The organism is Aliiroseovarius pelagivivens (assembly GCF_900302485.1).
GTDB classification, from domain to species: domain Bacteria; phylum Pseudomonadota; class Alphaproteobacteria; order Rhodobacterales; family Rhodobacteraceae; genus Aliiroseovarius; species Aliiroseovarius pelagivivens.
The window spans coordinates 861326-884412 of the sequence record NZ_OMOI01000001.1 but is presented as its reverse complement, the minus strand read 5'-3'; the positions used below and the strand labels follow the sequence as shown (position 1 = coordinate 884412).

The window sequence follows — 23087 nt, the reverse complement described above, 5'->3', positions numbered from 1 at the left end:
CACAGGCAAGGCTTTGTAAGCTGGACAAGTACATATATACACGGGTTAATAGAACCATCTGAACCAAGGATTGGGTAAAGACGATGAATGTGCAACAGTCTGATATGATTGCGCCTCCGGGCCTGAAGACCGCAAGCGACCTTGGGCTGACCACGGTTATGATGCGGGACATTCTGCTGAAGACCATGTTCCGCACCAATCTGGAACGGATCACCGATCTGGAGCGCGTGCTCTGCGTGCCAGCCCGGGTGGTTCAGGAACTGATCGACATGGTCCGCGACCTTAGCTTGGTCGAAGCCATGGGCACCATGCATGCCGGCGCTCAAAGTTCTGAAATGGGCTATCGTCTGTCAGACACAGGCAAAGCGCGCGCATTGGATGCGTTGTCGCAATCCGAGTATTTTGGCGCCATGCCGGTCCCGATGGAAGTTTACGCCAAGCAGGTCAAGCGCCAGTCGATCCGCAACATCACGATGACCCGCAATCAGCTGACCGGTGCCATGGGGCACCTTATCCTGCCTGATAACCTTTTGGACCAATTGGGGCCAGCGGTTGGCTCGGGCCGATCGATCCTGATGTATGGCCCGCCCGGAAACGGGAAGTCGTCCATCTCAAACGGGATCCGGGACGCGCTGGGGGACAAAATCTATGTCCCGAAAGCAATCGAGTATTCCGGCCAGATCATCACGGTTTATGACCCGATCGTGCATTCCTCGGCGGAAGAAGATTTCGAGAACCCAGACTCTTTGCGCCGCAAGGCCAAGAAATATGACCGCCGTTATGTGCTGTGTGATCGCCCAACTGTTATCACCGGGGGTGAACTGACGCTGGACATGCTGGACCTTGTCTATAACCCCACGGCGCGGACCTATACGGCCTCGCTGCAGCTGAAGTCCACCGGCGGCGTCTTCATCGTGGACGACCTTGGTCGTCAGTCCGAGCCTCCTCAGGCGCTGGTCAACCGATGGATTGTTCCGCTGGAAGAAAACAAGGACATTCTGGCCCTGCAATCGGGTGAGAAGTTCGAGGTGCCCTTCGACACGCTGGTCATCTTCTCAACCAACTTCCACCCAAACAAGATCTTCGATAGGGCGGCACTGCGCCGGATCTTCTATAAGATCAAGATCGACGGTCCGGACCAGGAAGACTATCTGAAGATCTTTGCCATGGTCGCAAAGAAACGGAAAATGCCCCTGTCGCAAGAGGCCTTGATCCACCTTCTGAAGAACAAGTACCCGACCATCGACAACATCTATGCGAACTATCAGCCGATCTTCCTGATCGACCAGATGATCTCGATTTGCGAATTCGAAGGCATTCCCAACCAGATGTCGCCCGAGTTGATCGACCGCGCTTGGGAAAACATGTTCGTAAAAGAAGAAGAGATCATTCACTAGGCGAGTGTTCCAAAACCGGGCGGGCTTAATATGTTAGCCCACCCGGCTTTCTTGCCGGTCAGGGACGGAACCGGCAAATTCTGGGCTTAGTGATCATCACCTGATGTAAACAGCGCCGACATGGCAGCCGATTGAAGTCCGAAATCTCCGTCGGTCGCTGCGGCAAGGCTTTGACCCGGTTGCAGATCGACACCAGCCCCGGACAAAAGCGCGCGGCCTTCTTGCAGGTCATGTCCTGACAAGGCCATCAACGTTGCCTCGTCCGCCTGCGCGACAGCCATTACCATGCTGCGGACTGGCGGCTCGACAGCGCCTCCGATCGGAAGCACCGTCGCGATCGTCAAAGCCGCACCAACGCCCATGATCCACTGCGCCAGAGGTCGTTTGAAATAGGTGGTCAGCGCGCGCCAGTTCAACACGATATGCGCGCCAACACCGACCAGCATCAGCCACCCAGCCCATTCATGAATTACCTTCCCCACCATGGTGTTCAGGTGAAAGAACATCAGCGTGCCCGTCACGCCCATCACAAGAAATGATCCCACCGTCAGTGGCGTGGCCCATTTGCGCAGTGTCGACATCGTATTACTCCTTTGGTCGTCCTGAGTGATACGAATTCCCACCGAATTTCCGTCGCGCCAAAATGAGCAATTTCACCCCGCCGCGGAATTTCCTATCCTGCCCTCATGACGCCCCTTCCCGCCGAGTTTCAAAGTTGGTTTTCCGCCCGCAACTGGTCGCCGCATCCGCATCAGGTCGAGATGCTGGAGCGCGCGTCCGATCCCGCCTTGATGCTGATCGCCCCAACCGGAGGCGGTAAGACTCTTGCCGGTTTCCTGCCCAGTCTGGTCGAGCTTGGGTCAGAGCCAGAAGCTGGGCTTCACACGCTCTACATCTCGCCCCTGAAGGCGCTGGCGGCAGACATGCGACGCAACTTGACGACACCGATCAGCGACATGGGTCTGCCCATCCGGGTCGAGGACCGATCAGGAGACACCACCCAGACCCGCAAGAAAGCCCAACGCGCCGACCCGCCGCACATCCTGCTGACGACGCCTGAAAGCTTGGCCCTGCTGCTCAGCTATGAAGACGCGCCGCGTATTTTCGCTGGCCTGAAACGGGTTGTTGTTGATGAACTGCACGCATTGGCGGAAAGCAAACGGGGCGATCAGCTGATGCTGTGCCTGTCGCGTTTGCAGGCGATGTGCCCCGGACTGCGGCGCGTCGGCCTGTCCGCGACGGTCGAGGATCCCCCGGCTCTGGCGCGCTTCATCGCGCCCCACCCTGCCCCCTGCCACATCGTGCAGGCAGATCCCGGACCTGATCCAGACATCGGCATGCTGACCACGGACACTCCGCCCCCGTGGTCGGGCGGCGGCGGGCGCTATGCCATCCCCGAGGTGCTGGAGCAGGTCGCACGCCACAAGACGACGCTGATCTTCCACAACACCCGCGCGCAGGCCGAGATTTTCTTTCACGAACTGTGGCTGGCCAATGCCGAAGGATTGCCCATCGGCATCCATCACGGCTCGCTTGCCCTTGAACAACGCAAAAAGGTCGAGGCAGCGATGGTCGCGGGCCAACTCCGCGCGGTGGTGTGTACCGGATCGCTGGATCTGGGGCTCGACTGGGGCGACGTGGATCTGGTCATTCAGGTCGGTGCGCCGAAGAACGTGAAACGTCTGGTGCAACGCATCGGCCGCGCCAATCACCGCTACAACGCGCCCTCCAAAGCGCTGATCCTGCCCGCAAACCGCTGGGAGGCTATTGAATGCCACGCCGCGATCGAGGCCGTGCTGGCCCATGATCTGGACGGAGATCCGCGCGACCTCGGCCCGCTCGATGTGCTGTGCCAACACATCCTAATTACCGCCTGCGCTGCCCCCTTCGATGCAGACACTTTGTATTCCGAAGTAACCGGCGCTGGCCCCTACTACGACCTGACACGCGCCGAGTTTAACACCTGTTTGGACTTCGTGGCGACAGGTGGCTACGCGCTAAAGGCCTATGATCGCTGGCAGCGTTTGATGCAGCGCGACGACAGGCTATGGCGACTGCGTGATCCGCGACTGGCGCAACAGGTGCGGATGAACATCGGCACAATCATCGACACGGATACGCTTAAGGTGCGGATGAAGGGACGGTCCGGGGCATCTGCTGGCAAACCCTTGGGCGAGGTCGAGGAAAGCTTCGCCGCCTCTCTGGTGCCGGGCGACACCTTCCTGATGGGCGGACAGATCGTCCGGTTTGAAAGCCTGCGCGAGATGGAGGTGCAGGTCAGCCGGGACCGAGGGCGCAAGCCGAAGCTGGCCGTGTTCTCGGGCACCAAGTTCGCTACGTCGACACAGCTTTCCGTCCGCATCCTCGAACTGCTGCACCGCCCCACTCTGCCCGATCTGCCCACGCACACGTTGGATTGGATCAGCCTACAGTCTCAGGTCAGTCAACTGCCGCGTGCGGGCCGCATCCTTGTGGAAAGTTTCGATCACGAGGAACGCGCCCACACCTGCATTTACGGGTTCGCAGGCAAGAACGCGCAGCAGACGCTCGGTCTGATGGTCACGCGCCAGATGGAGGAGCTGGGCCTTGGCCCCTTGGGCTTTGTCGCCACCGATTACGCCACGCTGATCTGGTCCATCGCGCCCGTGACGAACCCCGCGCAGGTGCTGAATGCAGATCAGCTGCAAGACGGGTTGGAAGGCTGGCTGGCGGACAACGCGCTAATGAAACGCAGCTTCAAGGGTGCGGCCACCATCGCCGGGCTGATCACTCGAAACCTGCCGGGCAAAAGATCTTCGGGGCGGCAGGCGACGTTTTCCTCCGACATCCTTTATGACACGTTGCGCAAATACGATCCTGATCACCTGCTGCTCCAGATCACCCGAACCGAAGCGATGCGCGGCCTGATTGGCTTCGGCCGCATCGACGAAATGCTGACACGCACCCAAGGCCGGATAGATCATGTCACGACGCAACAGGTCACACCGTTTGCAGCCCCCCTGTTTCTCGAGGTCGGCAAGGTGCCCGTGGACGGTGCCGGTCGCGAGGCTCTGCTTCAGGCCGAAGCCGATCGCCTGATGGAGCAATCCGGCCTTGCCACGCTGGTCGCAACGGGCCAGAACGCCAATGGATAAGGCGTACGAGGGGCCATGACACAAGGGTTTCAGTTCCATTTCGCAGGCACCCAATTAACCCTGCTTCCCTCTGGCGCACTGTGGTGGCCGTATCGGTCACTTTTGTGCGTGTCGGACCTGCATCTGGGAAAATCCGAGCGGATCGTACGCCGGTCAGGCGACATGCTGCCCCCATACGAAACACGCGATACACTGGGGCGGCTGGAAAAGGATCTACGTTCCACGGGTGCGACCACCGTGGTGTGCCTTGGCGACAGTTTCGATGACCTGCTTGCAGCGCAGAATCTGCCCGAGGCCGAGATGCTGTGGATCACCCGCCTGATGGCCGGGCGGCGCTGGGTCTGGATCGAGGGTAACCATGACCCCGGCCCGGTCGAATTCGGCGGCACGCATCTGGCTGAACTGCACGACCCGCCTTTGACCTTCCGCCACATTGCGCGCGAAGGCGCCAGCGCCGAGATCTCTGGACACTATCACCCCAAGGCACGGTTACAGCTGCGCGGAGGGTCCGTCAGCCGCCCCTGTATGCTGTTTGACGCGGAACGCATAATCCTACCCGCTTATGGGACCTATACGGGTGGGCTGCGTTCGGATGACGCCACCCTATCGGGCCTGATGCGCGACGATGCGATCGCCGTTCTGACCGGCACGCCCCCAAGGCCAATTCCGATGCCCCGCTAAGTCATGACGTGGCGTTTCAATTTCGAAACCAACCCCTAGGGCTATGCTGAACGCAAAAGGAACCACCATGACCGACTTGTCCAATGACGCCGAAACACGCCTGCGCAACAGCTTTGCAGCCCAGTCCTTGATGACATTCGCGGGGGCCGAAGTGGACCGCTGTGCCCACGGGCTGTTTCGCATCTCAAGCCCCATCCCGAATGATATGCGCCAGCAACATGATTTCGGTCACGCCGCGCTGACCTTCGCCTTGGGCGACACGGCGGCAGGCTATGCGGCCATGTCCGTCATGCGCCCGGACCAAGAGGTGCTGACCGCCGAGATGAAGATCCAGCTTCTGGCGCCCGCCAAGGGCCAACGACTGGTCGCCGAAGGGCGCATCATCAAAGCCGGGCGGCGCCTGATCCCAGTCGAGGCGGATGTCTGGGCCGAGGATGGCGACAAGACCACCCACATCGCACGGCTGATCGGCACTATGATCCCTGTCGACATCCCAGTTGCCGCAACGTGACACTTGCCCCTCTCTGACCAGACAGCGCAGGTTTCGACGAACACAAAGGAAGTAGACATGTCAGATCGCGTTTCCATCACCGAAGAAAACCAAGTCGCCACCGTCACGCTGACCCGCGCAGACAAACGCAATGCACTGGATCTGGACATGATCCGCGCCATCGTCGACGCGGGCGAAACTTTGGCGGCACGCAAGGACATCCGCGCGGTGGTGCTGACCGGCGACGGACCTGCGTTTTCCGCCGGGCTGGACCTGAACGCCATGCCCCAAATCGCGCAATTTGCGATGCAGGGCGGCGTGTTTCTGGAACGCACCCACAACAACTCGAACCTCTTCCAAGCCGCCAGCATGGTCTGGGCCGAAATGCCCCAACCGGTGATCGCCGCGGTGCATGGCTATGCGTTTGGGGGAGCCTTCCAGATCATGCTGGGCGCGGACATGCGCATCGCCGCCCCTGACACCCGCTTTTCGATCATGGAGGGCCGCTGGGGCATCATCCCTGACATGGGCGGCATGGTCCTGATGCGCCGACTGGCGCGGGGCGACGTGATCCGCAAGCTGACCTATTCCGCCGAGCAATTCGAAGCCCCTGCCGCGCTGGACTGGGGCTTTGTGACTGAACTGTCCGACACGCCGCTGGAACGCGCCCACGCCATCGCCGCCGAGATCGCATCGAAATCCCCCGACGCCATCCGCGCCGCCAAGGCCCTGATCCGCGACACCGAGTTGCTGGAAACCCGCGAGACGCTGATTGCTGAAAGCAAAGCGCAAGAAAAGCTGATGGGCACGCCCAATCAGATGGAGGCGGTAATGGCCGGAATGCAGAAGCGGACGGCTGAGTTTCAGGATTAACGGGCAGCCGTTGCCAAACGAAAGTCAGCATAGAGCCCTGTCGGGTCCAATACAGCGTCAAACCTAGTCGCTAGTTTCAAAACCCACAGGATTATATCGCATCGTTGCTTAGAGAGCTTTCAAACCAACCCAAGCATCCCGAAGTCGACACAAGCCTTCCTGACAATGCTACAGTTGGCCGCCTTTGATCAACCGAACCAGATAGGCCAAAAAAAATCACCCGAACGCCTGAAAACGTCCGGGTGATTGAATTGGTTTGCGATCAGTTGGGTCAGAACTGGAAGTCTAGCGTCAGGCTTAGACCGTAGCTTTCCAGATCATCTTCGCCCAGACCATCGACAAAGGCGTTCAGTCCCGCGTTCAGGCCTGCTCCATTCGAGTAGTTCAAGCCTGCATCGATCCGGCCACGCCAGCCATTATGATTGCCGATTACGGAGGACGAAGCGACATCACCATCGGTATCCGACCAGATACCTGACAGCCCCCAGGAAAGCACTAGATCACGCGACGGGATCGGTTTTTCAAAGTCCAAACTGAGGGCAACCTCGGTCTGTTCAATGCCTTGCGAAGCGACGTCAACATTACTGCTGTTGGTAAAGGCGTCCTGCATATCACGCACATGGCTGACAGCGACGACCGGGAACATGGTGAAATGCTCCATCTCAACGCGGCCTTTCAGATTCACCATGGCTAGCCAGCGATCACCGTCAAAGCTATCGGTTGCACCACCATCGGGGGTGAACTTGTTGTCGGTTTTACCGTAAAGCAGTCGACCATCCAAAAACAGCGGGTGTTCCGAGATTTGCGCAGCGAAATACGGACCGACCAACCAGCCGGTGCCCTCGACCTTGTCTCCGTTAGAAAACTCTTGCACGGCCTTATCCACCTGCAACATCGCACCAATGATACTGTTGTTGCCAAAGGACAGATGTGTACCAACAGAGCCAAGGAAATAGCTTTGGTCGTTGCCCGCTTCAAGTTTCGTGCTGCTGCCGGTCAGGGTCGCCCAGACAGGACCACGCCCGCCAGTAGCAAAATCAATGCTGCCAGACCCTTGGGATACTTCGACATTAAGCCGCCCACCAGTGCGGCCATCGACAAAACGCATCACGTCGGGCTGGTTTTGAACCAGCGCACGCGCGCGGTTTTCCATGAATCCCGCGATCTGTTCCTCAGCAGCGGGGCCCGTTACGCCATCATAGGTGATGGTGCCACTCACAACGAAACTAACACCGCTAGGGCTTCCATTGTAGGATCCGCAAAAATTGTTTACTGAACTCGACGCTTGATAAGAGACATCAAGCTGACCATCCGCAATAAGCGGCGCAAGTGTCGCCTGATCCACTGCCAAGTTAAAATTCACTGCAGAACCACAATCGATTCCTGTAGGGCCAATCACACCTACATTCACACCATCCACAAACACGGTTAGTGTTTCTGCGGGGGTGCCGCTACCTCCAGACCAACTGAAGTCACCATAAAGACTCAGATCTAGGGTAGCATCCCCATTGGTTTCAGTCGGCAAACCAACGATCGTCGTACTTGCCGAACCTGCGTTGTCTGTGCTGTGAACCTGCTGAATGCTCGTCGTTTGCGCATTCGCTGCTGTTGCAGCCAACAAGAATGGAACCGCAAGCATCCCCATTTTTGCCTTGTTCTGGATGGCATGATCGCCGCGTGTTAACTCATTTTTAAGAATTTTGTGGTAAGTTTTCATTTTTCCCCTCAACGCAAAAAACATTCCCCAAGGGAAACCTACAGACAACTGTGCGTAATTATACAAAAAAGAGAGAAATTAAACTTTTAGAAGATCGAAATGGCACCTGCGCAACATAGAATGTTCGATCCAGACATAGCTCAAGAGGGCAATGTCTAGAATGTCTCACATCCTGCCCCCCCAAAAACAAAACGGCGCCAAGTTCCCCTGACGCCGTTTAAAACTTCAAAACCCGCTAATTTACGCTGTCAGCCCATCCGGTCGGCCAGACCGTTGGCGCGGCAGCAGGCGGCCAGAAGACTACTTAGGATCAGGCAGCGGAGGGATGGTTCGCAGATACATCAAAACGGCCTCAATGTCCTCGGGCGAGAACATCGCGTAGTACCCATATCCCATAGGTGGCAACATGTGACTTCCGTCAGGGCGTTTGCCTGAAGTGATCATGGTTTTCAGCTCATCGTCGGAATACCCAGCCAGACCGTCTTCGTGGCTGGTTATGTTCGGCGCAACGGATACCCCCCATGGTCCATGGAACTTGAAACCCCCAGCACCAAAGTGAGTGTCAAACAATGGACCTTGTGGTCCGAAAGTTGTGTGGCACTCGGTACAATGCGCGACCGGCCCGGCAAGATAGGCACCGTATTCTACAGTCGCGCCACGGGGTGGCGCGGAAACAGTTTCAACCGGTGGGCCGTAGGCCGGAGGAAGTGGGAAATTGTAAGTAGAAGCAGGCGTTTGATTGTCACTGGCAGGTATGGTTCGAAGGAATGCCACAATCGACATTAGGTCGTCATCACCTAGTCCACGATAGAGGCCAATTGGCATAGGAGGGCCGATCACAGAGCCGTCCGGGCGAATGCCTTCGCGTATTGCGCGGGCGAATTCTTCGTCACTCCAATCCGCAACGCGGCTGCCAGGTGTGATGTTCACTGCCCATGATTCCATCATATCGTTTTTCTCGACCATCATTCCGCCAAGCTCGTTCGACATATCAGGTCCGTTTGGACCTTGCGGAGTATGACAATTGCCACATGCAGCCGGTCCGCGTACCAGATATTCGCCGCGCTCCAAACTTGGTTCGGCTATGGCGCAAAATGGAAATGTCACAACTGAAAACGCGAATAGAATTCTATTCATAAATATTCCCCCCAATTCTAAGTGCTAGTATTCCTTCTTAAAAAACAAACCGATCAGCACGCCTCGGACGTGCTGATTTGATATCCTACTATATCTCGCTGAATTCTCAAAACTGGGTGCGAACAACCCACGTTCGCAAACAAGAATTGTCTGCCTTGCCACGTGTCTTGCCGTCCAAAAACAAAAACGGCGCCAAGTTTCCCTGACGCCGCCTCAATGCTTAAGCCCTCAGCTTACGCCGTCAGCCCATCCGGTTCGGCCAGACCATTGGCGCGGCAGCAGGCGGTCAGGGTGTTGGCCAGAAGGCAGGCGATGGTCATCGGGCCAACGCCGCCCGGTACCGGTGTGATGGCTCCCGCCACTTTGGAGGCGCTTTCGAAGTCAACGTCACCGACCAGCTTGTTCTTGCCGTCACGCTCGATGCGGTTGATGCCCACGTCGATCACGGTGGCACCTTCGCGGATCCAGTCTCCGGGCACCATTTCTGGGCGACCTACGGCGGCGACAACGATGTCCGCGCCGCGCACGACCTCGGGCAGGTCTTTGGTGCGGCTATGCGCGATGGTCACGGTACAGCTGTCGCCCAGCAGAAGCTGTGCCATCGGCTTGCCCACGATGTTCGAGCGGCCGATGACGACGGCGTTCAGCCCCGACAGCGACCCGTGGTGGTCACGCAGCATCATCAGGCAGCCCAGCGGGGTGCAGGGCACCATCGACTTCTGACCGGTGCCCAGAAGGCCCACGTTCGAGATGTGGAAGCCGTCCACATCCTTGGCCGGGTCGATCGAGTTGATCACAAGGTCTTCGTTCAGGTGACCGGGCAGTGGCAGCTGCACCAGAATACCGTGTACGGCAGGGTCATTGTTCAGCTTGTCGATCAGCGCCAGCAAATCCTCTTCCGAGGTGTCGGCATCGAGCTTGTGCTCATAGCTGTTCATGCCAACTTCGACGGTCTGCTTGCCCTTCGAACGGACATAGACCTGCGACGCGGGATCTTCGCCCACCAGCACCACGGCCAGACCGGGCGTGATGCCGCTTTCTTCTTTCACACGGGACACATGGGCGGCGACCTTCTCGCGGACAGTTGCCGCAAACGCTTTGCCATCAATGATCTGAGCCGTCATCACGCTCTCCTTATCTGTCAGTCAAACTCGGAACGCGCATAGGCGTCACGATAGTGATTCATCTGCATTTCAGTTGCCAATACCGCGTTGGACATCAGGGTCGCAACCGTCACGGGGCCGACGCCGCCGGGAACCGGGGTGATCCAGCCGGCAACTTGGCTGCAGCTTTCGAAATCCGCGTCGCCTACGGTCTTGCCGTCGACGCGGTTGATGCCAATGTCGATCACCGCGCAGCCGGGCTTCAGCATCTCGCCGGTCACCAGACCGGGTTTGCCGACAGCGACGAACACGGCATCCGCGGCGCGGCTATGCATCGCGACCGAGCGGGTCATGTGGTGGCACACGGTGACCGTCGCGCCCAGCCCCATCAGCAAGAAGGCGATGGGTTTGCCAACGATCTCGGAATGGCCAATCACGGTGACGTTCAGCCCTTCCATGTCCAAGGGCAGGGTTTTCAGGATCTCAACAGCCGCCACAGCGGTACAAGGGCCAAGCGCCAGATCGTTATAAACAATGTTCCCGATCGAGGCCGGGTGCATCCCTTCAACATCCTTCAGCGGATGGACCAGCTTTTGCAGCGTCTTAACCGGAATATGGTCAGGCAGCGGGCGCTGAATGATGATCCCGTTCACGCGTGGGTCGGCATTCAGGCCTTGGATGATACCCGTCAGTTGTTCCAGCGAGGTCTCAGAGGGATAGTTGCGCGCTTCAAACTCGACCCCGGCGCTTTCCGCCGATTTCTGTTGGTTACGCACGTAAAGCTCGGCTGCGGCGACGTCACCGACGGACAGCGACACCAGCTTGGGCGACCAGCCTTTATCAGAAAGCTCGGCTGCACGGGCGGCCACATCCTTGCGCATACCTGCGGCAATAGCCTTGCCGTCGATCAGAGTGGCAGTATTGCCAATCATGGCCTCTCCTTCTTCGCGGGAATTGTTGGGGGTCGTAAAAGTGAAGGGCGGGTAATCCCCGCCCTTCTTGATAGTTCTTAGAACAGGCCTTCGATCTCGCCTTCGGCATTCAGGCCGATGGACAGAGCCGCAGGTTTGCGTGGCAGGCCAGGCATGGTCATGATGTCGCCGCAGACGACAACGATGAAGCCAGCGCCAGCCGACAGGCGAACCTCACGCACCGGAACCGAGTGGCCGGTGGGCGCGCCGCGAAGCGACGGGTCGGTCGAGAACGAGTACTGTGTCTTCGCCATGCAGACCGGCAGATGGCCGTAGCCAGCTTCTTCCCAGTCACGCAGCTGGTTGCGCACTTTGGCGTCAGCCAGAACTTCGTCGGCGCGGTAGATGCGCTTGGCGATGGTCTCGATCTTTTCGAACAGCGGCATGTCGTCCGGATAGATTGGAGCGAACGATGCAACGTCTGCATCGGCGATTTCAGCAACGCGAGTAGCCAGCGCTTCCGAGCCTTCCGAACCCAGTTCCCAGTGACGCGACACGATGGCTTCAGCACCGTGGCCGTCCACGTAGTCTTTGACCGCAGCGACTTCGGCGTCGGTGTCGTTGACGAAGTGGTTGATGGCAACCACAACCGGCACGCCAAAGCCCTTCAGGTTCTCGATGTGACGACCAAGGTTGTCGCAACCGGCGTTTACGGCGTCGACGTTTTCGTCGCCCAGATCGGCCTTGGCAACACCGCCGTTCATCTTCATCGCGCGCACAGTGGCAACCAGTACGACCACCGAGGGGGCCAGACCAGCCTTGCGGCACTTGATGTTCATGAACTTCTCGGCGCCAAGGTCAGCACCGAAACCTGCTTCGGTCACGACATAGTCGGCCAGTTTCAGGGCAGTTGTGGTCGCGATGACCGAGTTACAGCCGTGTGCGATGTTGGCGAACGGGCCACCGTGGACGAAGGCCGGGTTGTTTTCCAGCGTCTGCACAAGGTTCGGCTGCATGGCGTCTTTCAGCAGAACGGTCATAGCGCCATCTGCACCGATGTCGCGGCAGTAGATGGCTTTGCGTTCGCGGGTGTAGGCTACGATGATGTCGCCCAAACGCTTCTGCAGATCTTGCAGATCGTTGGCCAGACACAGGATCGCCATCACTTCCGAGGCAACGGTGATGTCATAGCCAGTCTGACGCGGGAAGCCGTTGGCGACGCCACCCAGCGAACATACGATGTCACGCAGAGCGCGGTCGTTCATGTCGACCACACGACGCCAAGCGACGCGACGCTCGTCGATCTCCAGCTCGTTACCCCAATAGATGTGGTTGTCGATCATCGCCGACAGAAGCGAGTGCGCCGAGGTGATAGCGTGGAAGTCGCCGGTGAAGTGAAGGTTCATTTCTTCCATCGGAACGATCTGCGCGTAACCGCCACCAGCAGCACCACCCTTCATACCGAAGTTCGGGCCCAGCGAGGCTTCGCGGATACAGACCATGGCATTCTTGCCAATGCGGTTCAGGCCGTCGCCCAGGCCTACGGTGGTGGTGGTCTTACCTTCACCGGCCGGGGTCGGGTTGATGGCGGTCACCAGGATCAGTTTGCCGTCCTCTTTGGACTGGACCGAATTGATGAATTCCTGGCTGACTTTGGCTTTGTCGTGGCCATAGGGCAGCAGGTGCTCGGTCGGAATGCCCAGCTTGTCGCCGATTTCCTGAATCGGGCGTTTCTTGGCTTCGCGGGCAATTTCGATGTCAGATTTATAGCTCATGGCAGATCCTTCAGAAACGAGAGCATGTTCAAGGCGGCTGCATCCCTGTTAGCGCTGCAGCCAAATGTCTTCTTCTGCATAACGATCCAAATCCCGACTCACAGGGTGAAATCCGACATGTTTGCCGCCGATTTCGTCGGATCGGTGACGCAACGTTTCTGATCCGCCCCGAAGGTTCTTGAAAGGCTCCAAGATTTCCGCCGTAAAGACCCGTTAGGCTGGCCTAGGGTTCCATGCTGGCTGATCCGGCACGAACAAGCGCAATTGATCCCCAGTTTTCAAGGCTCCGGCGTGCTCAACCCAAGCAGTCACGCCCCGTTTGCCCCGTGCTGCCTGCTTGTATCCGATGCCATGGCCGGGCATGGCGCGCTCTACCTCGCGCCCTGCAATGTTGCAGGGGCGGTTTTCCATGTCGACCACAAGGCAGGTGCCGTTTTCGGACATGAGACGCGAGGATGGCGGTACATGGGTAAAATCAGGAATGCCCTCAATGATCAGCGACGCGCCAAGCCACGCGGGGTCGATCGCATCCAATTGCAGCGTTCTCGCCACATCCGCAAGTTCCTCGGCTGACAGGATCGAGATTTGCCGCGTGTTGCGAATTTCAGTCCCTTGCGGGTACTGGTTGGTCACGCGGGGGCAGGATGCACGCATCAACCCTGCACGCGCCTCGCCCACGATCCCGTCATAGGTCACGTCCACCGCATCACGCGCCATGCTGCGCATTGTCGCGTCGCGGTCGGGTGTAACCCCAAGCCATGTGATCGTTCCAGAATAGTCAGTGGGGACCAAAGCGGGCATGGTTGCTCCTATCGTTTTCAGGAACCCTGCCAATTTGCGCTCTCAGCGGCAAGACACGCCTTGTGTCAGCCTGAAAGAAAAACCCCAGAGCATCGCTTTGGGGTTTTCTCGTTTTATGCGGTGGGTTCTGGTTCCATCCCGCCATCGTCTGAAGACTTCTTGCGCGGTTTGGTCTTCGGGATGGCCGCGACCGACGGGGCGTTGCCTTCGTCCGGCGTATCATCGTCATCGGACGCATGGGGCGGTTCGCCCTTCATCACACGCTCGATTTCCGCACCGGTCAGGGTTTCGTATTCCAACAGACCCTGCGCCAGATTTTCCCATTCCTGTTCATACTCTTTCAGGAGTTTGAACGCAGTCTCATAACCGCTCTGGATGAAGCCTTTTACTTCACCCTCGATCAGCTCTTTCGTATTCGCGGACACCGAGAAGCCAGCGGTGTTGCCCTGATATCCCTCATGCGCTTCGGCATAGTCGATATTACCGACCTTGTCGGACATACCCCAGCGCATCACCATGGCCCGTGCTAGACCGGATGCCTGCTGAATATCCCCAGCTGGTCCGTTCGACACATTCTCTTCGCCGTATTTGATGATTTCTGCCGCCTTGCCCGCCATAGTCATGGCCAGCTTTTCTTCGCATTCCGACTTGTGCCAGTTCAGGCGATCAATCTCGGGCAAGGACACAACCATACCCAGCGCACCACCGCGCGGGATGATGGTCGCCTTATAGACCGGATCACATTGCGGCAGTTTCAGACCGACAACAGCGTGACCAGCTTCGTGATAAGCGGTCTTTTCCTTCTGGTCGTCCGTCAGCACCATCGAGCGGCGCTCGGGGCCCATCATGACCTTGTCTTTCGCGTTCTCGAAATCTTCCATGGTCACGAAACGACGACCAACACGGGCAGCCATCAGCGCGGCCTCGTTCACGAGGTTCGCAAGATCTGCACCCGAGAAGCCCGGCGTACCACGCGCGATGATGCGCATGTCAGCATCGGGGCCCAGTGGCACCTTGCGGGCGTGGACGCCCAGAATTTTCTCGCGACCTTTGATGTCGGGGTTCGGCACGGTGACCTGACGGTCGAAACGGCCGGGACGCAGCAGGGCCGGGTCCAGCACGTCACGACGGTTGGTCGCGGCCAGAATGATTACGCCTTCATTGGCCTCAAAGCCGTCCATCTCGACCAGAAGCTGGTTGAGTGTCTGCTCACGTTCATCATTGCCACCACCATAGCCAGCGCCACGCGACCGGCCAACGGCGTCGATTTCGTCGATGAAGACAATGCAGGGTGCGTTTTTCTTGGCTTGTTCAAACATATCGCGGACACGGGATGCACCCACACCGACGAACATCTCGACGAAATCCGAGCCCGAAATGGTGAAGAAGGGCACGCCTGCTTCGCCTGCAATCGCGCGCGCCAGCAGCGTCTTACCGGTACCCGGAGGGCCCACCAGCAGCGCACCTTTGGGGATCTGACCGCCAAGGCGGCTGAATTTCTGCGGGTTGCGCAGGAATTCGACGATCTCTTCCAGCTCTTCCTTGGCTTCGTCGATGCCGGCCACGTCGTCAAAGGTCACACGGCCTTCGCGTTCCGTCAGCATCTTGGCCTTCGACTTGCCAAAGCCCATGGCACCACCGCCCCCGCGACCTTGCATCCGGTTCATCATAAAGAACCAGAAACCGATCAGCAGAGCCACTGGCAGAAGCAATGTGATAATGCTCATGAAGCCAGATTGCTGTTGCGGTTCGGCAGTCACTTCGACGCCTTCTGTGATCAAATAATCCGTCACAGCCGCATCACGCGGTACAATGGTTTGATAAATCTTGCCGTCGGCTGCCTGATAGACCAGCTTTTCGCCATCAAGCGTGACGGACTTCACATTGTCGCCCTCAACGGCGGCGATAAACTCCGAATAGGTTGCCTGAGACGATGCAAGGCCGGACTGACCGTTCGAAAACAGATTGAACAAGGCCAGGATCAGCACGAACAGTACAATCCAAAAGGCGAAATTTCTCGCGTTGCCCAAGGGGGATCTCCTTTAGATGCCATAGCGACAGAGCGCTAAGCAGGAAGCTTAACGCTGTTTCCTTAAAATAGGGATGATTGGCCAAGGTTCAATGCGATAAAATGGTGTTTAGGAAATCAGCCATTCGCGGCCCATCCAGTTCGACGCCTTTGCAAAAGAAACCAGCTGCTGGGGCAGCCAATAAGGTGTCCCCATCAAACAGCGCGGGCGTGGTCATCAGACGATCACGGGGATGACCCGTCGCACGCCAGTCCTTGCAATCTGTGATGGCCTGCCCCAATGCGCAAACCTGAGCGGTTTCAGGGCCTGTCACAACCCAACGCCCATCCCAACTGTGACCGGGCTGCGCGATTTCGGAACGGATCGCATTCAGTTCCCGCCCAACAATGACTTGCCCTGCCTTCCGGTCCAGAGTGCAGCCCGACAAGGTTCGGCGTTGCCCGTCAAGCACCTGTGCCTCGACCTCTCTCAACGCGTCATAGCGCGGACGATACGTGGCCCCGGACACAAACCGGATAGCTGCAGTCAACAGGCGGTGGCGAGTCTCGGTCGGCAGCGCCACATAGGCCGCGGCGTCAAACACGACGTCCCCCAATGCGACATTGGCACAGGTTTTGGCAGCGTCTACTGCGGCCTGTGTCAAAGCAATGCGCGCCTCGCTCATGCGCTGTGCGGTGCTGACCAGCCGGTCACGGTCCAAGCCCAAACGGGCCAGATCATCCATAGCCTTGCGCACCCGGACCCGTTCAAACCGTGGGTCGGAGTTCGAGGGGTCATCAACCCACCCCACCCCCTGTTCGGTCAGGTACAGTCGCAGGTCATCACGATTTGTTGCCAGCACCGGACGCAACCAGCGCATATTCTGGGCGACCCAGTCATCCCGCATCGACGAAAGGCCGTCCACGCCTGACCCGCGCGCCAGTCGCATCACAAAGGTCTCGGCTTGATCATCGGCGGTATGGGCCATGGCCACGGCGTCCAGTTTGTGGCTACGCGCCCAACTGGCCAACAGGTCATAGCGGGCCGTGCGGGCAGCATTTTGGACATTGCCACTGGGGGCGTCCGCCCAAATCAATGTGTCATGCTGCAAACCAAGCTCGGCGCAGTGGGCCTTGACCCAGTGGGCCTCGTCCGCGGCTTCATTGCGCAGCCCGTGATCCAAAGTGGCAACCCGCAGCTCGCCGCCGTGCGCCTTGGCCCACGCGACTGCCAAAGCCAACATCGCCATGCTGTCGCTGCCCCCTGACACGGCCAGCCCAAGACGCGAAACGGGCCCGCGCTGGCGGGCCCGGTCTAAGGCAGTTTCAAATGTCTGCTCGGGCGTCACGGGCAACCCAGCGCCTGACGCGACGCTGTTGCATCCGCCACAGCGGGTGCGCCCGGGAAGCGTTTGCCGACTTCAGCCAAAGTGGCGCAGGCTTCATTGATTTGCCCAAGCCCGCCCAGCGAATGCCCCAAGCGATACAGCGCATCCGGTGCACGGTCGCTGTTTGGGGCGCCCGAGAAGGCGTTCAGATAGGAACGGGCCGCGTTCTTGATGTCGCCTGATCCGGTCAACGCCTCGCCACGCTGGAAATGTGCTTCTGACGTCAGCGGGCTGCCTGGATAGTTCTCGACAAACTGCGTGAACAGCGTCGCAGCCTGGGCGTAGTCGCCAGCCTCGAGTGCTGCACCTGCGGTGTCGAAATCCTGTTGCTCGCCGACGGCAAGCTCAGTCGCTGGTCCTGTCGACGGCGAAGGAGTCGCCACGGGACCTTCCGGTGCTGCTCCACCCCCAAGGGTCGAGGTTTCGCCCAATTTGGAAATGTCGCCGCCTTCCAGCTCGACCAGACGGAACTCTAGATCACCGATCCGATTGGTGCCGTCTTTGACGATCGAGTTGATGCGGAATTCCAACTGCTCGGTCTTCGAGGTCAGACGCGACAACTCTCCTTCAATCGCAGCCATGCGCTGAGACAGGCTGCCCACACCGGTGGTTACATTTGCGCTTCCGGTGGTCGACAACTCGGTCTTCAGCTTCTGAATCTCAACATAAAGAACAGTCATCTCCTGCCGGATATCCGCCAGCGATTGTGCACGGTCCTGCGCCGACGCCAAAACTGGCGCCCCAACGAGTACCGCACCAAGCAACAAAGCTTTCAAGGATCTTGCAACCATATCTCAGGCCCTCTCAGTCCAGTTGGATCAGCTGGTGATCGCACCAGCGGCCAGCACGGTCACAGCGCGACGGTTCTTGGAATAGCACAGCTCGTCCGAGCAGATCTCGAGCGGGCGTTCTTTACCATAGCTGACGGTCTGCAAACGGTTCGGCGCAACGCCGCGATCAATCAGGAAGTTCTGCACGGCCGAGGCACGGCGTGCGCCCAGTGCAAGGTTGTACTCGCGCGTGCCTTGTTCGTCGGCGTGGCCTTCGATCACAGCGGTATAGCTGGTGTTTTCACTCAGCCATGTGGCCTGCTGGGTCAGCACCTGCACCGCTTCCGGGCTGAGAGTCGACTGGTCAACGGCGAACAGTACGCGATCCCCGACGGTCTGGTTGAAATAGGCCGGCGAGCGCGGGTCAGATGGGCTGCCTGCTACAAAGTCGCCGCCTGCTCCGGCGCCACCAAAGCGGCCATTTCCAAAGCGGTCGTTCGAACAGGCCGACATGGCCAGTGCGCCCACGAACAGCGCAGTCATCGCAATATGTTTCATGGTCTTTCCTGTATTTTTTTGCCCTGTTTGGGCGTGCTCTTTCATGTTCTTTCCGGAAGCTTAGCATTTCACCGTCCGTTTGAAAACGGAGCGCGCTTTTATGCCTCGCTTGGTTAGTTCAGCAAGGGTGACCATGCTGGATCAGATGCGGCCCCTTCGGTCAGAACCCGACGCAGGTTGCGGCCCGTGATGTCTACCGAATACAGCGCCGCCTCGCCCGAGGCTCCTTGGCTTTCGCGGGTAAACATGATGACGCGGCCATTCGGAGACCACGTCGGGCCTTCGTCCAAGAAGGATGCCGTCAGAAGACGTTCTTCGGACCCGTCTGTGCGCATCACGCCGATGTGGAAACGGCCAGCATTTTGTTTGGTGAAAGCAATCAAATCCCCGCGCGGAGACCAGACCGGCGTGCCATAACGACCTTGACCGAAGCTGATCCGCGTTGCCTCGCCGCCTGTGGCGGGCATGACGTACAGCTGCTGGTTGCCCGAGCGGTCGCTTTCGAACACAATCTTCGACCCGTCGGGCGAGAAGCTGGGCGCGGTCTCGATTGACGGCGCTTGTGTCAGACGGCGGGCCTGTCCGCTGGCAATGTCCATTATATAAAGGTCGGTGTTGCCGCCTGCCGACAGCGAATAGACCACGGTGCGCCCATCAGGCGAAAAGCGCGGTGCGAAGGTCATGGTGCCCTCTTGGCTGGACAGAACGCGCCGTCCCACTGTCGCGACATCCAACAGGTACACTTGCGGGAAGCCGGTCTCATAGCTGGTATAGAGCACCCGATCCCCTTGGGGCGAAAAGCGCGGGGCCAGTACAAGGGCCGAGCTGTCGGTCAGGTACTGCACATTCGCGCCGTCATAATCCATGATCGCCAAACGCTTGCGACGGGCGTTTTTCGGGCCGCTTTCGGCGACAAACACCACGCGACTATCAAAATACCCGCTTTCGCCCGTGATGCGGCTGTACACAATATCAGCGACCTTATGCGCCATGCGACGCCAGCCACCTGCTGCGCCCGCGAACTGCAAACCTTCCCCAAGCGGTTGGCCCGAGAACACGTCGTAGACGCGGAACTTAACGTTGATATTGCCGCCTGAACTGCTGACTGCACCGGTGATCAAGGCCTGTGCATTGATCGCCTTCCAATCGGCATAGGCCACAGGGCTGGAGAAATTGGAAACACCCGAGATGAAGGCGTCTTGCGGGATCTCGCGAAACAACCCCGTGCTGGCCAAATCTGCGGCGATCACACGTGAAATGGATCGGGCAATGTCAGAGGATCCACCATCTTCTGCGACGAACTCAGGAATGGCGAAGGGTAAGGGTTCGATGACACCGTCAGTGATCTCGATCCGCAAAGGGCCACCTGATTGCGCAGCCGCCGCCGTCGGGGCTAGCCCCCCCACCGCAAGCAATGCACAGGCTGCCATCAGGCACGAGAGTTTTTTCACACCGGATTTCATCTGTTCAGACGTCCATTTCATTGCTCGAATGCCCCTTTGATTAGGTTTAGCTTAGGCATAGTTTGCGCCCCCCCTTCAACGACAGGGGAAAAATCTGTGAAAACTGGCGTGAAACTGACCATTCGTCCCTTACTGGACTGTAACGCTCTGCTTTTCCGCATCACTTGATCCTCATCTTGTCGGGGTTGAAGGTCATCTCGATTTCACGCCACTGGCCGTATTTCTCGGTGGGCAGGTCAAAGCCACGCGCGCCGCAGCGGATGATGGCACGACGGGCCGCTTGGAACGCGGTGTTCGCCGCCGCTTGGTTTGGGCCGTCCCAACTGTCCAGTTTGATCCCTTCGGGTTTGCCGTCGCGGCTCATCGATACCAGAACGACAACGGTCGTGGTCAGCGCATCGGTCGAGGATGATCCAAGGTTCCAACACTGGCTGACCGCCACACGCAGCCCATCTTTTTCACCGCGCGTCAGCGGCGGGCCCAGAGGGATGTCTTGTGCAGGCGTATCCTGCGTGCCGCCGGCCACCTCGTTTGCAACGGCATTTGCTACCGCATTGGCATCAGCGGCGGGGGGCGTTTCGGCGGGCGTTTCCGGCTGTGCCACCTGCGGGCGCGGGCGGTTGGGGCGCGATTTCGGACGTTGCGAGGTCGCAGGCGCCGCGGATGGTTCGTCCGCTGGCTCTTCTGCCTCGGTCACGATCTCGGTCGTGGCTTCGGGGGGCGCAGCTGGCGTGACCTCTTCCGGGGTCGGCGCTTCCTCGGGCGTCGGCTCGGTCGTCACAGCTTCGACCGGCTCGGGCGCTTCTTCCACCGGGGTTTCGGGTTCTGGTGCGGCCTCGGGGGCGACACGAGGCGCGGCTTCGGGCGGCGCGACTTCGGTGACCGGGGCGGGTTCTTCCACCGGTTCAGGTTCGGGCTCGGGTTCTGGCTCTGGTTCAGGTTCCGGCACGGGCTGAGGCTCAGGCTCAGGGGCAGGCTCAGGCTCTGGGCGCGGTGCAGGTGCTGGGCTTTCCTCGGGCGCATTGGCCTCGCCTGCTGGCGCACTTAGCGCGGCAAACTCATCTTCAGAAATGAACGAGACATCAGACACCTGCACAAGCTCATCGTCGCGGTCCCATTTGAAGACCCCGCCGAAAAGCACCCACAGGATCAGAACCCCATGAGCGGCTGTCGAGATATACAGCCCCTTACGCATCCTGACCTCAGTTCCCCTGCCCGGTCAGCGTCGGGCCACCGCCTTCGGTCACGAAGCCGATCTTAGAGAAGCCTGCCGCGTTCAAAGCACCCATGATCTGGGCCGTGGTGTCCCATTCGACCTGACCGTCGATCCGCAGGAAGATCTTGTCATCCACACGTTCAGCGGCGATGGCGCGAAGACGTGGGATCAGATCGTCACGCGAGATTTCGGTTGTTTGCAGGAAGACTTGGCCGTCGGCGTTGATGGTGATGGCCAAGGGTTCTTCTTCGGGAGCCTCAAGTGATTTGGCCGCCGTCTGTGACAGCTCGACCGGTACGCCGACCACCGACAAGGGGGCCGCCACCATGAAGATGATCAACAGCACCAACATGACATCCACAAAGGGCGTCACGTTGATTTCCGCCATCACGCGGCGATGCTTGCCCCGACGGCGCCCACGACGAGCGCGCCGATCGGCACCCCCGCTGGCTTGCACATTCGCGCCCATCTTAACTGTCCAACTGACGGCTGAGGATGGTTGCGAATTCGTCCGCGAAGGCTTCGTAACCTGAAAGGATGTTGTCGCTGTCCACGCTCAGCTTGTTGTAAAAGACCGCTGCGGGGATCGCGGCCAGAAGTCCTAGACCGGTCGCCAAAAGTGCCTCGGCAATGCCGGGGGCAACAACGGCCAGGTTGGTGTTCTGCTGCTGAGCGATTTCGATAAAGGCGTTCATGATGCCCCAGACGGTGCCGAACAGGCCAACAAAGGGTGCGGTCGCGGCAACCGTGGCCAGAAAACTGAGGCCCTTATTCAGCTCTTCGCCCTCTTTGGCGATCGACACATCCATCGAGCGGTCAATCCGGGATTGCGCGTTGGCAATCAACCCACCATCCGCGCGATGCGACCGCCGCCATTCCAGCATTCCTGCTGCAAAGACCTTTTCTGCCGACCCTGATGGGCTGGGACCGATTTGGTCGAACAGCTCGTCCAGCGGTTCGCCCGACCAGAATTTGCGGTCAAACACATCCGCCTCGGCGCGGGCGCGCCGGAAAGCCATGAATTTCGTGATAATGATCGCCCAAGACCAGATCGACGCAACAATCAGCAGAAGCATCACCAGCTTCACTGTGAATGTCGCACGTAAAAATAGGGCTAAGAAGGAGAAATCAATCTCCGCCGCTGCCGAAAGCGCTTCCGTTTCCATAACTCTGCCTCTGTACCGCCGCCTCTTTGGGCCGCTTTTCTGCACGAATATTAGCCCATGCACAGGATGATGGCTATCAAAACCGCGTCATCGGCAGGATTTGCAGTGATTTCAATGCACCAACAGGCGAATATTTGCCGGAAGGCGCGCGGGCGCACCTGTGTCCGCAATGCAGACAATGGTCACAACCGCCTGAAACAAGGGCTGTTCGTCGCGTTTGACCACCTGCTTCAGCACCAGACGTGCCGCGGTCACTTGCTCAACAGATGTTTCAACCTGTAACTCATCGTCAAATTTTGCGGGCGCGATATAATCCGCCTCGACCCGGCGCACGGCAAAAACCAGCCCCTCGTCCCGCATGGCATTCTGATCAATCCCGATCTCGCGCACCCAATCAGACCGCGCCCGTTCGATATAGCGCAGATAGTTGGCGTAGTAGACAATCCCGGCCATATCGGTGTCTTCATAGTAAACGCGAACGGGGAAATGATGCATGGGG

At 58.9% G+C, this 23087-nt stretch carries 21 protein-coding genes; 5 read left to right on the top strand and 16 right to left on the bottom strand.

Annotated features, from left to right (window positions below):
• The first annotated feature begins 83 nt into the window (after positions 1–83).
• Complete coding sequence (locus ALP8811_RS04345; protein WP_108855945.1) at positions 84–1397, top strand: DUF8689 domain-containing protein; 1314 nt, start codon at positions 84–86, stop codon at positions 1395–1397.
• 86 nt (positions 1398–1483) lie between these two features.
• Here the strand turns inward: ALP8811_RS04345 and ALP8811_RS04340 are convergent, their stop codons facing one another.
• A complete protein-coding gene (locus tag ALP8811_RS04340) occupies positions 1484–1978 on the bottom strand; it encodes a DUF4405 domain-containing protein (RefSeq protein ID WP_108855944.1) in 495 nt (164 codons plus the stop codon).
• A 105-nt stretch (positions 1979–2083) separates the two neighbouring features.
• Between ALP8811_RS04340 and ALP8811_RS04335 the strand changes: the two genes are divergently transcribed.
• From ALP8811_RS04335 to ALP8811_RS04320, 4 genes are all read left to right on the top strand, one after another.
• Positions 2084–4531 (top strand): ligase-associated DNA damage response DEXH box helicase, encoded by a 2448-nt coding sequence (locus ALP8811_RS04335; protein WP_108855943.1) that lies wholly within the window; start codon positions 2084–2086, stop codon positions 4529–4531.
• A gap of 15 nt (positions 4532–4546) precedes the next feature.
• Complete coding sequence (gene pdeM / locus ALP8811_RS04330) at positions 4547–5212, top strand: ligase-associated DNA damage response endonuclease PdeM (protein ID WP_108855942.1); 666 nt, start codon at positions 4547–4549, stop codon at positions 5210–5212.
• Positions 5213–5279: 67 nt separating this feature from the next.
• Complete coding sequence (locus tag ALP8811_RS04325) at positions 5280–5723, top strand: PaaI family thioesterase (RefSeq protein ID WP_181363685.1); 444 nt, start codon at positions 5280–5282, stop codon at positions 5721–5723.
• Positions 5724–5780: 57 nt separating this feature from the next.
• Complete coding sequence (locus tag ALP8811_RS04320) at positions 5781–6575, top strand: crotonase/enoyl-CoA hydratase family protein (RefSeq protein WP_108855941.1); 795 nt, start codon at positions 5781–5783, stop codon at positions 6573–6575.
• 271 nt (positions 6576–6846) lie between these two features.
• Here the strand turns inward: ALP8811_RS04320 and ALP8811_RS04315 are convergent, their stop codons facing one another.
• The 15 genes from ALP8811_RS04315 to ybgC form a co-directional block, all read right to left on the bottom strand.
• On the bottom strand, positions 6847–8358 hold the full coding sequence (locus ALP8811_RS04315; RefSeq protein WP_146183988.1) for an autotransporter outer membrane beta-barrel domain-containing protein: 1512 nt from the start codon (positions 8356–8358) through the stop codon (positions 6847–6849).
• Between the two features lie 234 nt (positions 8359–8592).
• Positions 8593–9282, bottom strand: coding sequence for a c-type cytochrome (locus tag ALP8811_RS04310; RefSeq protein WP_245924553.1), 690 nt, complete (start codon positions 9280–9282; stop codon positions 8593–8595).
• A gap of 380 nt (positions 9283–9662) precedes the next feature.
• Complete coding sequence (folD, locus tag ALP8811_RS04305) at positions 9663–10553, bottom strand: bifunctional methylenetetrahydrofolate dehydrogenase/methenyltetrahydrofolate cyclohydrolase FolD (protein ID WP_108855939.1); 891 nt, start codon at positions 10551–10553, stop codon at positions 9663–9665.
• A gap of 17 nt (positions 10554–10570) precedes the next feature.
• Positions 10571–11464: a bifunctional 5,10-methylenetetrahydrofolate dehydrogenase/5,10-methenyltetrahydrofolate cyclohydrolase gene (locus ALP8811_RS04300; protein ID WP_108855938.1), complete on the bottom strand. Its 894-nt coding sequence runs from the start codon at positions 11462–11464 to the stop codon at positions 10571–10573.
• Positions 11465–11541: 77 nt separating this feature from the next.
• Positions 11542–13218: a formate--tetrahydrofolate ligase gene (locus ALP8811_RS04295; RefSeq protein ID WP_108855937.1), complete on the bottom strand. Its 1677-nt coding sequence runs from the start codon at positions 13216–13218 to the stop codon at positions 11542–11544.
• A 213-nt stretch (positions 13219–13431) separates the two neighbouring features.
• Entirely contained in the window at positions 13432–14019 is a 588-nt protein-coding gene (locus ALP8811_RS04290) for an MOSC domain-containing protein (RefSeq protein WP_108855936.1), read from the bottom strand.
• 113 nt (positions 14020–14132) lie between these two features.
• Positions 14133–16049, bottom strand: coding sequence for an ATP-dependent zinc metalloprotease FtsH (gene ftsH / locus ALP8811_RS04285; RefSeq protein ID WP_108855935.1), 1917 nt, complete (start codon positions 16047–16049; stop codon positions 14133–14135).
• 88 nt (positions 16050–16137) lie between these two features.
• Positions 16138–17376, bottom strand: a complete 1239-nt coding sequence (gene tilS / locus ALP8811_RS04280) for a tRNA lysidine(34) synthetase TilS (RefSeq protein ID WP_503089942.1) — start codon at positions 17374–17376, stop codon at positions 16138–16140.
• On the bottom strand, positions 17373–18206 hold the full coding sequence (gene ybgF, locus ALP8811_RS04275) for a tol-pal system protein YbgF (RefSeq protein ID WP_108855933.1): 834 nt from the start codon (positions 18204–18206) through the stop codon (positions 17373–17375). Before ybgF ends, tilS begins: the two co-directional genes overlap by 4 nt.
• A 27-nt stretch (positions 18207–18233) precedes the next feature.
• Complete coding sequence (pal, locus tag ALP8811_RS04270) at positions 18234–18743, bottom strand: peptidoglycan-associated lipoprotein Pal (RefSeq protein WP_108855932.1); 510 nt, start codon at positions 18741–18743, stop codon at positions 18234–18236.
• 113 nt (positions 18744–18856) lie between these two features.
• On the bottom strand, positions 18857–20173 hold the full coding sequence (gene tolB, locus ALP8811_RS04265) for a Tol-Pal system beta propeller repeat protein TolB (protein WP_108857419.1): 1317 nt from the start codon (positions 20171–20173) through the stop codon (positions 18857–18859).
• A 193-nt stretch (positions 20174–20366) separates the two neighbouring features.
• Positions 20367–21401, bottom strand: a complete 1035-nt coding sequence (tolA, locus tag ALP8811_RS16310; protein ID WP_181363684.1) for a cell envelope integrity protein TolA — start codon at positions 21399–21401, stop codon at positions 20367–20369.
• A 7-nt stretch (positions 21402–21408) separates the two neighbouring features.
• The gene (locus ALP8811_RS04250; protein WP_108855929.1) at positions 21409–21891 is read right to left on the bottom strand and encodes an ExbD/TolR family protein; all 483 of its coding nucleotides are present in this window, start codon (positions 21889–21891) and stop codon (positions 21409–21411) included.
• Position 21892: 1 nt separating this feature from the next.
• Entirely contained in the window at positions 21893–22588 is a 696-nt protein-coding gene (tolQ, locus tag ALP8811_RS04245) for a protein TolQ (RefSeq protein WP_108855928.1), read from the bottom strand.
• A 111-nt stretch (positions 22589–22699) separates the two neighbouring features.
• Positions 22700–23083: a tol-pal system-associated acyl-CoA thioesterase gene (gene ybgC / locus ALP8811_RS04240; RefSeq protein ID WP_108855927.1), complete on the bottom strand. Its 384-nt coding sequence runs from the start codon at positions 23081–23083 to the stop codon at positions 22700–22702.
• Positions 23084–23087 lie beyond the last annotated feature (4 nt).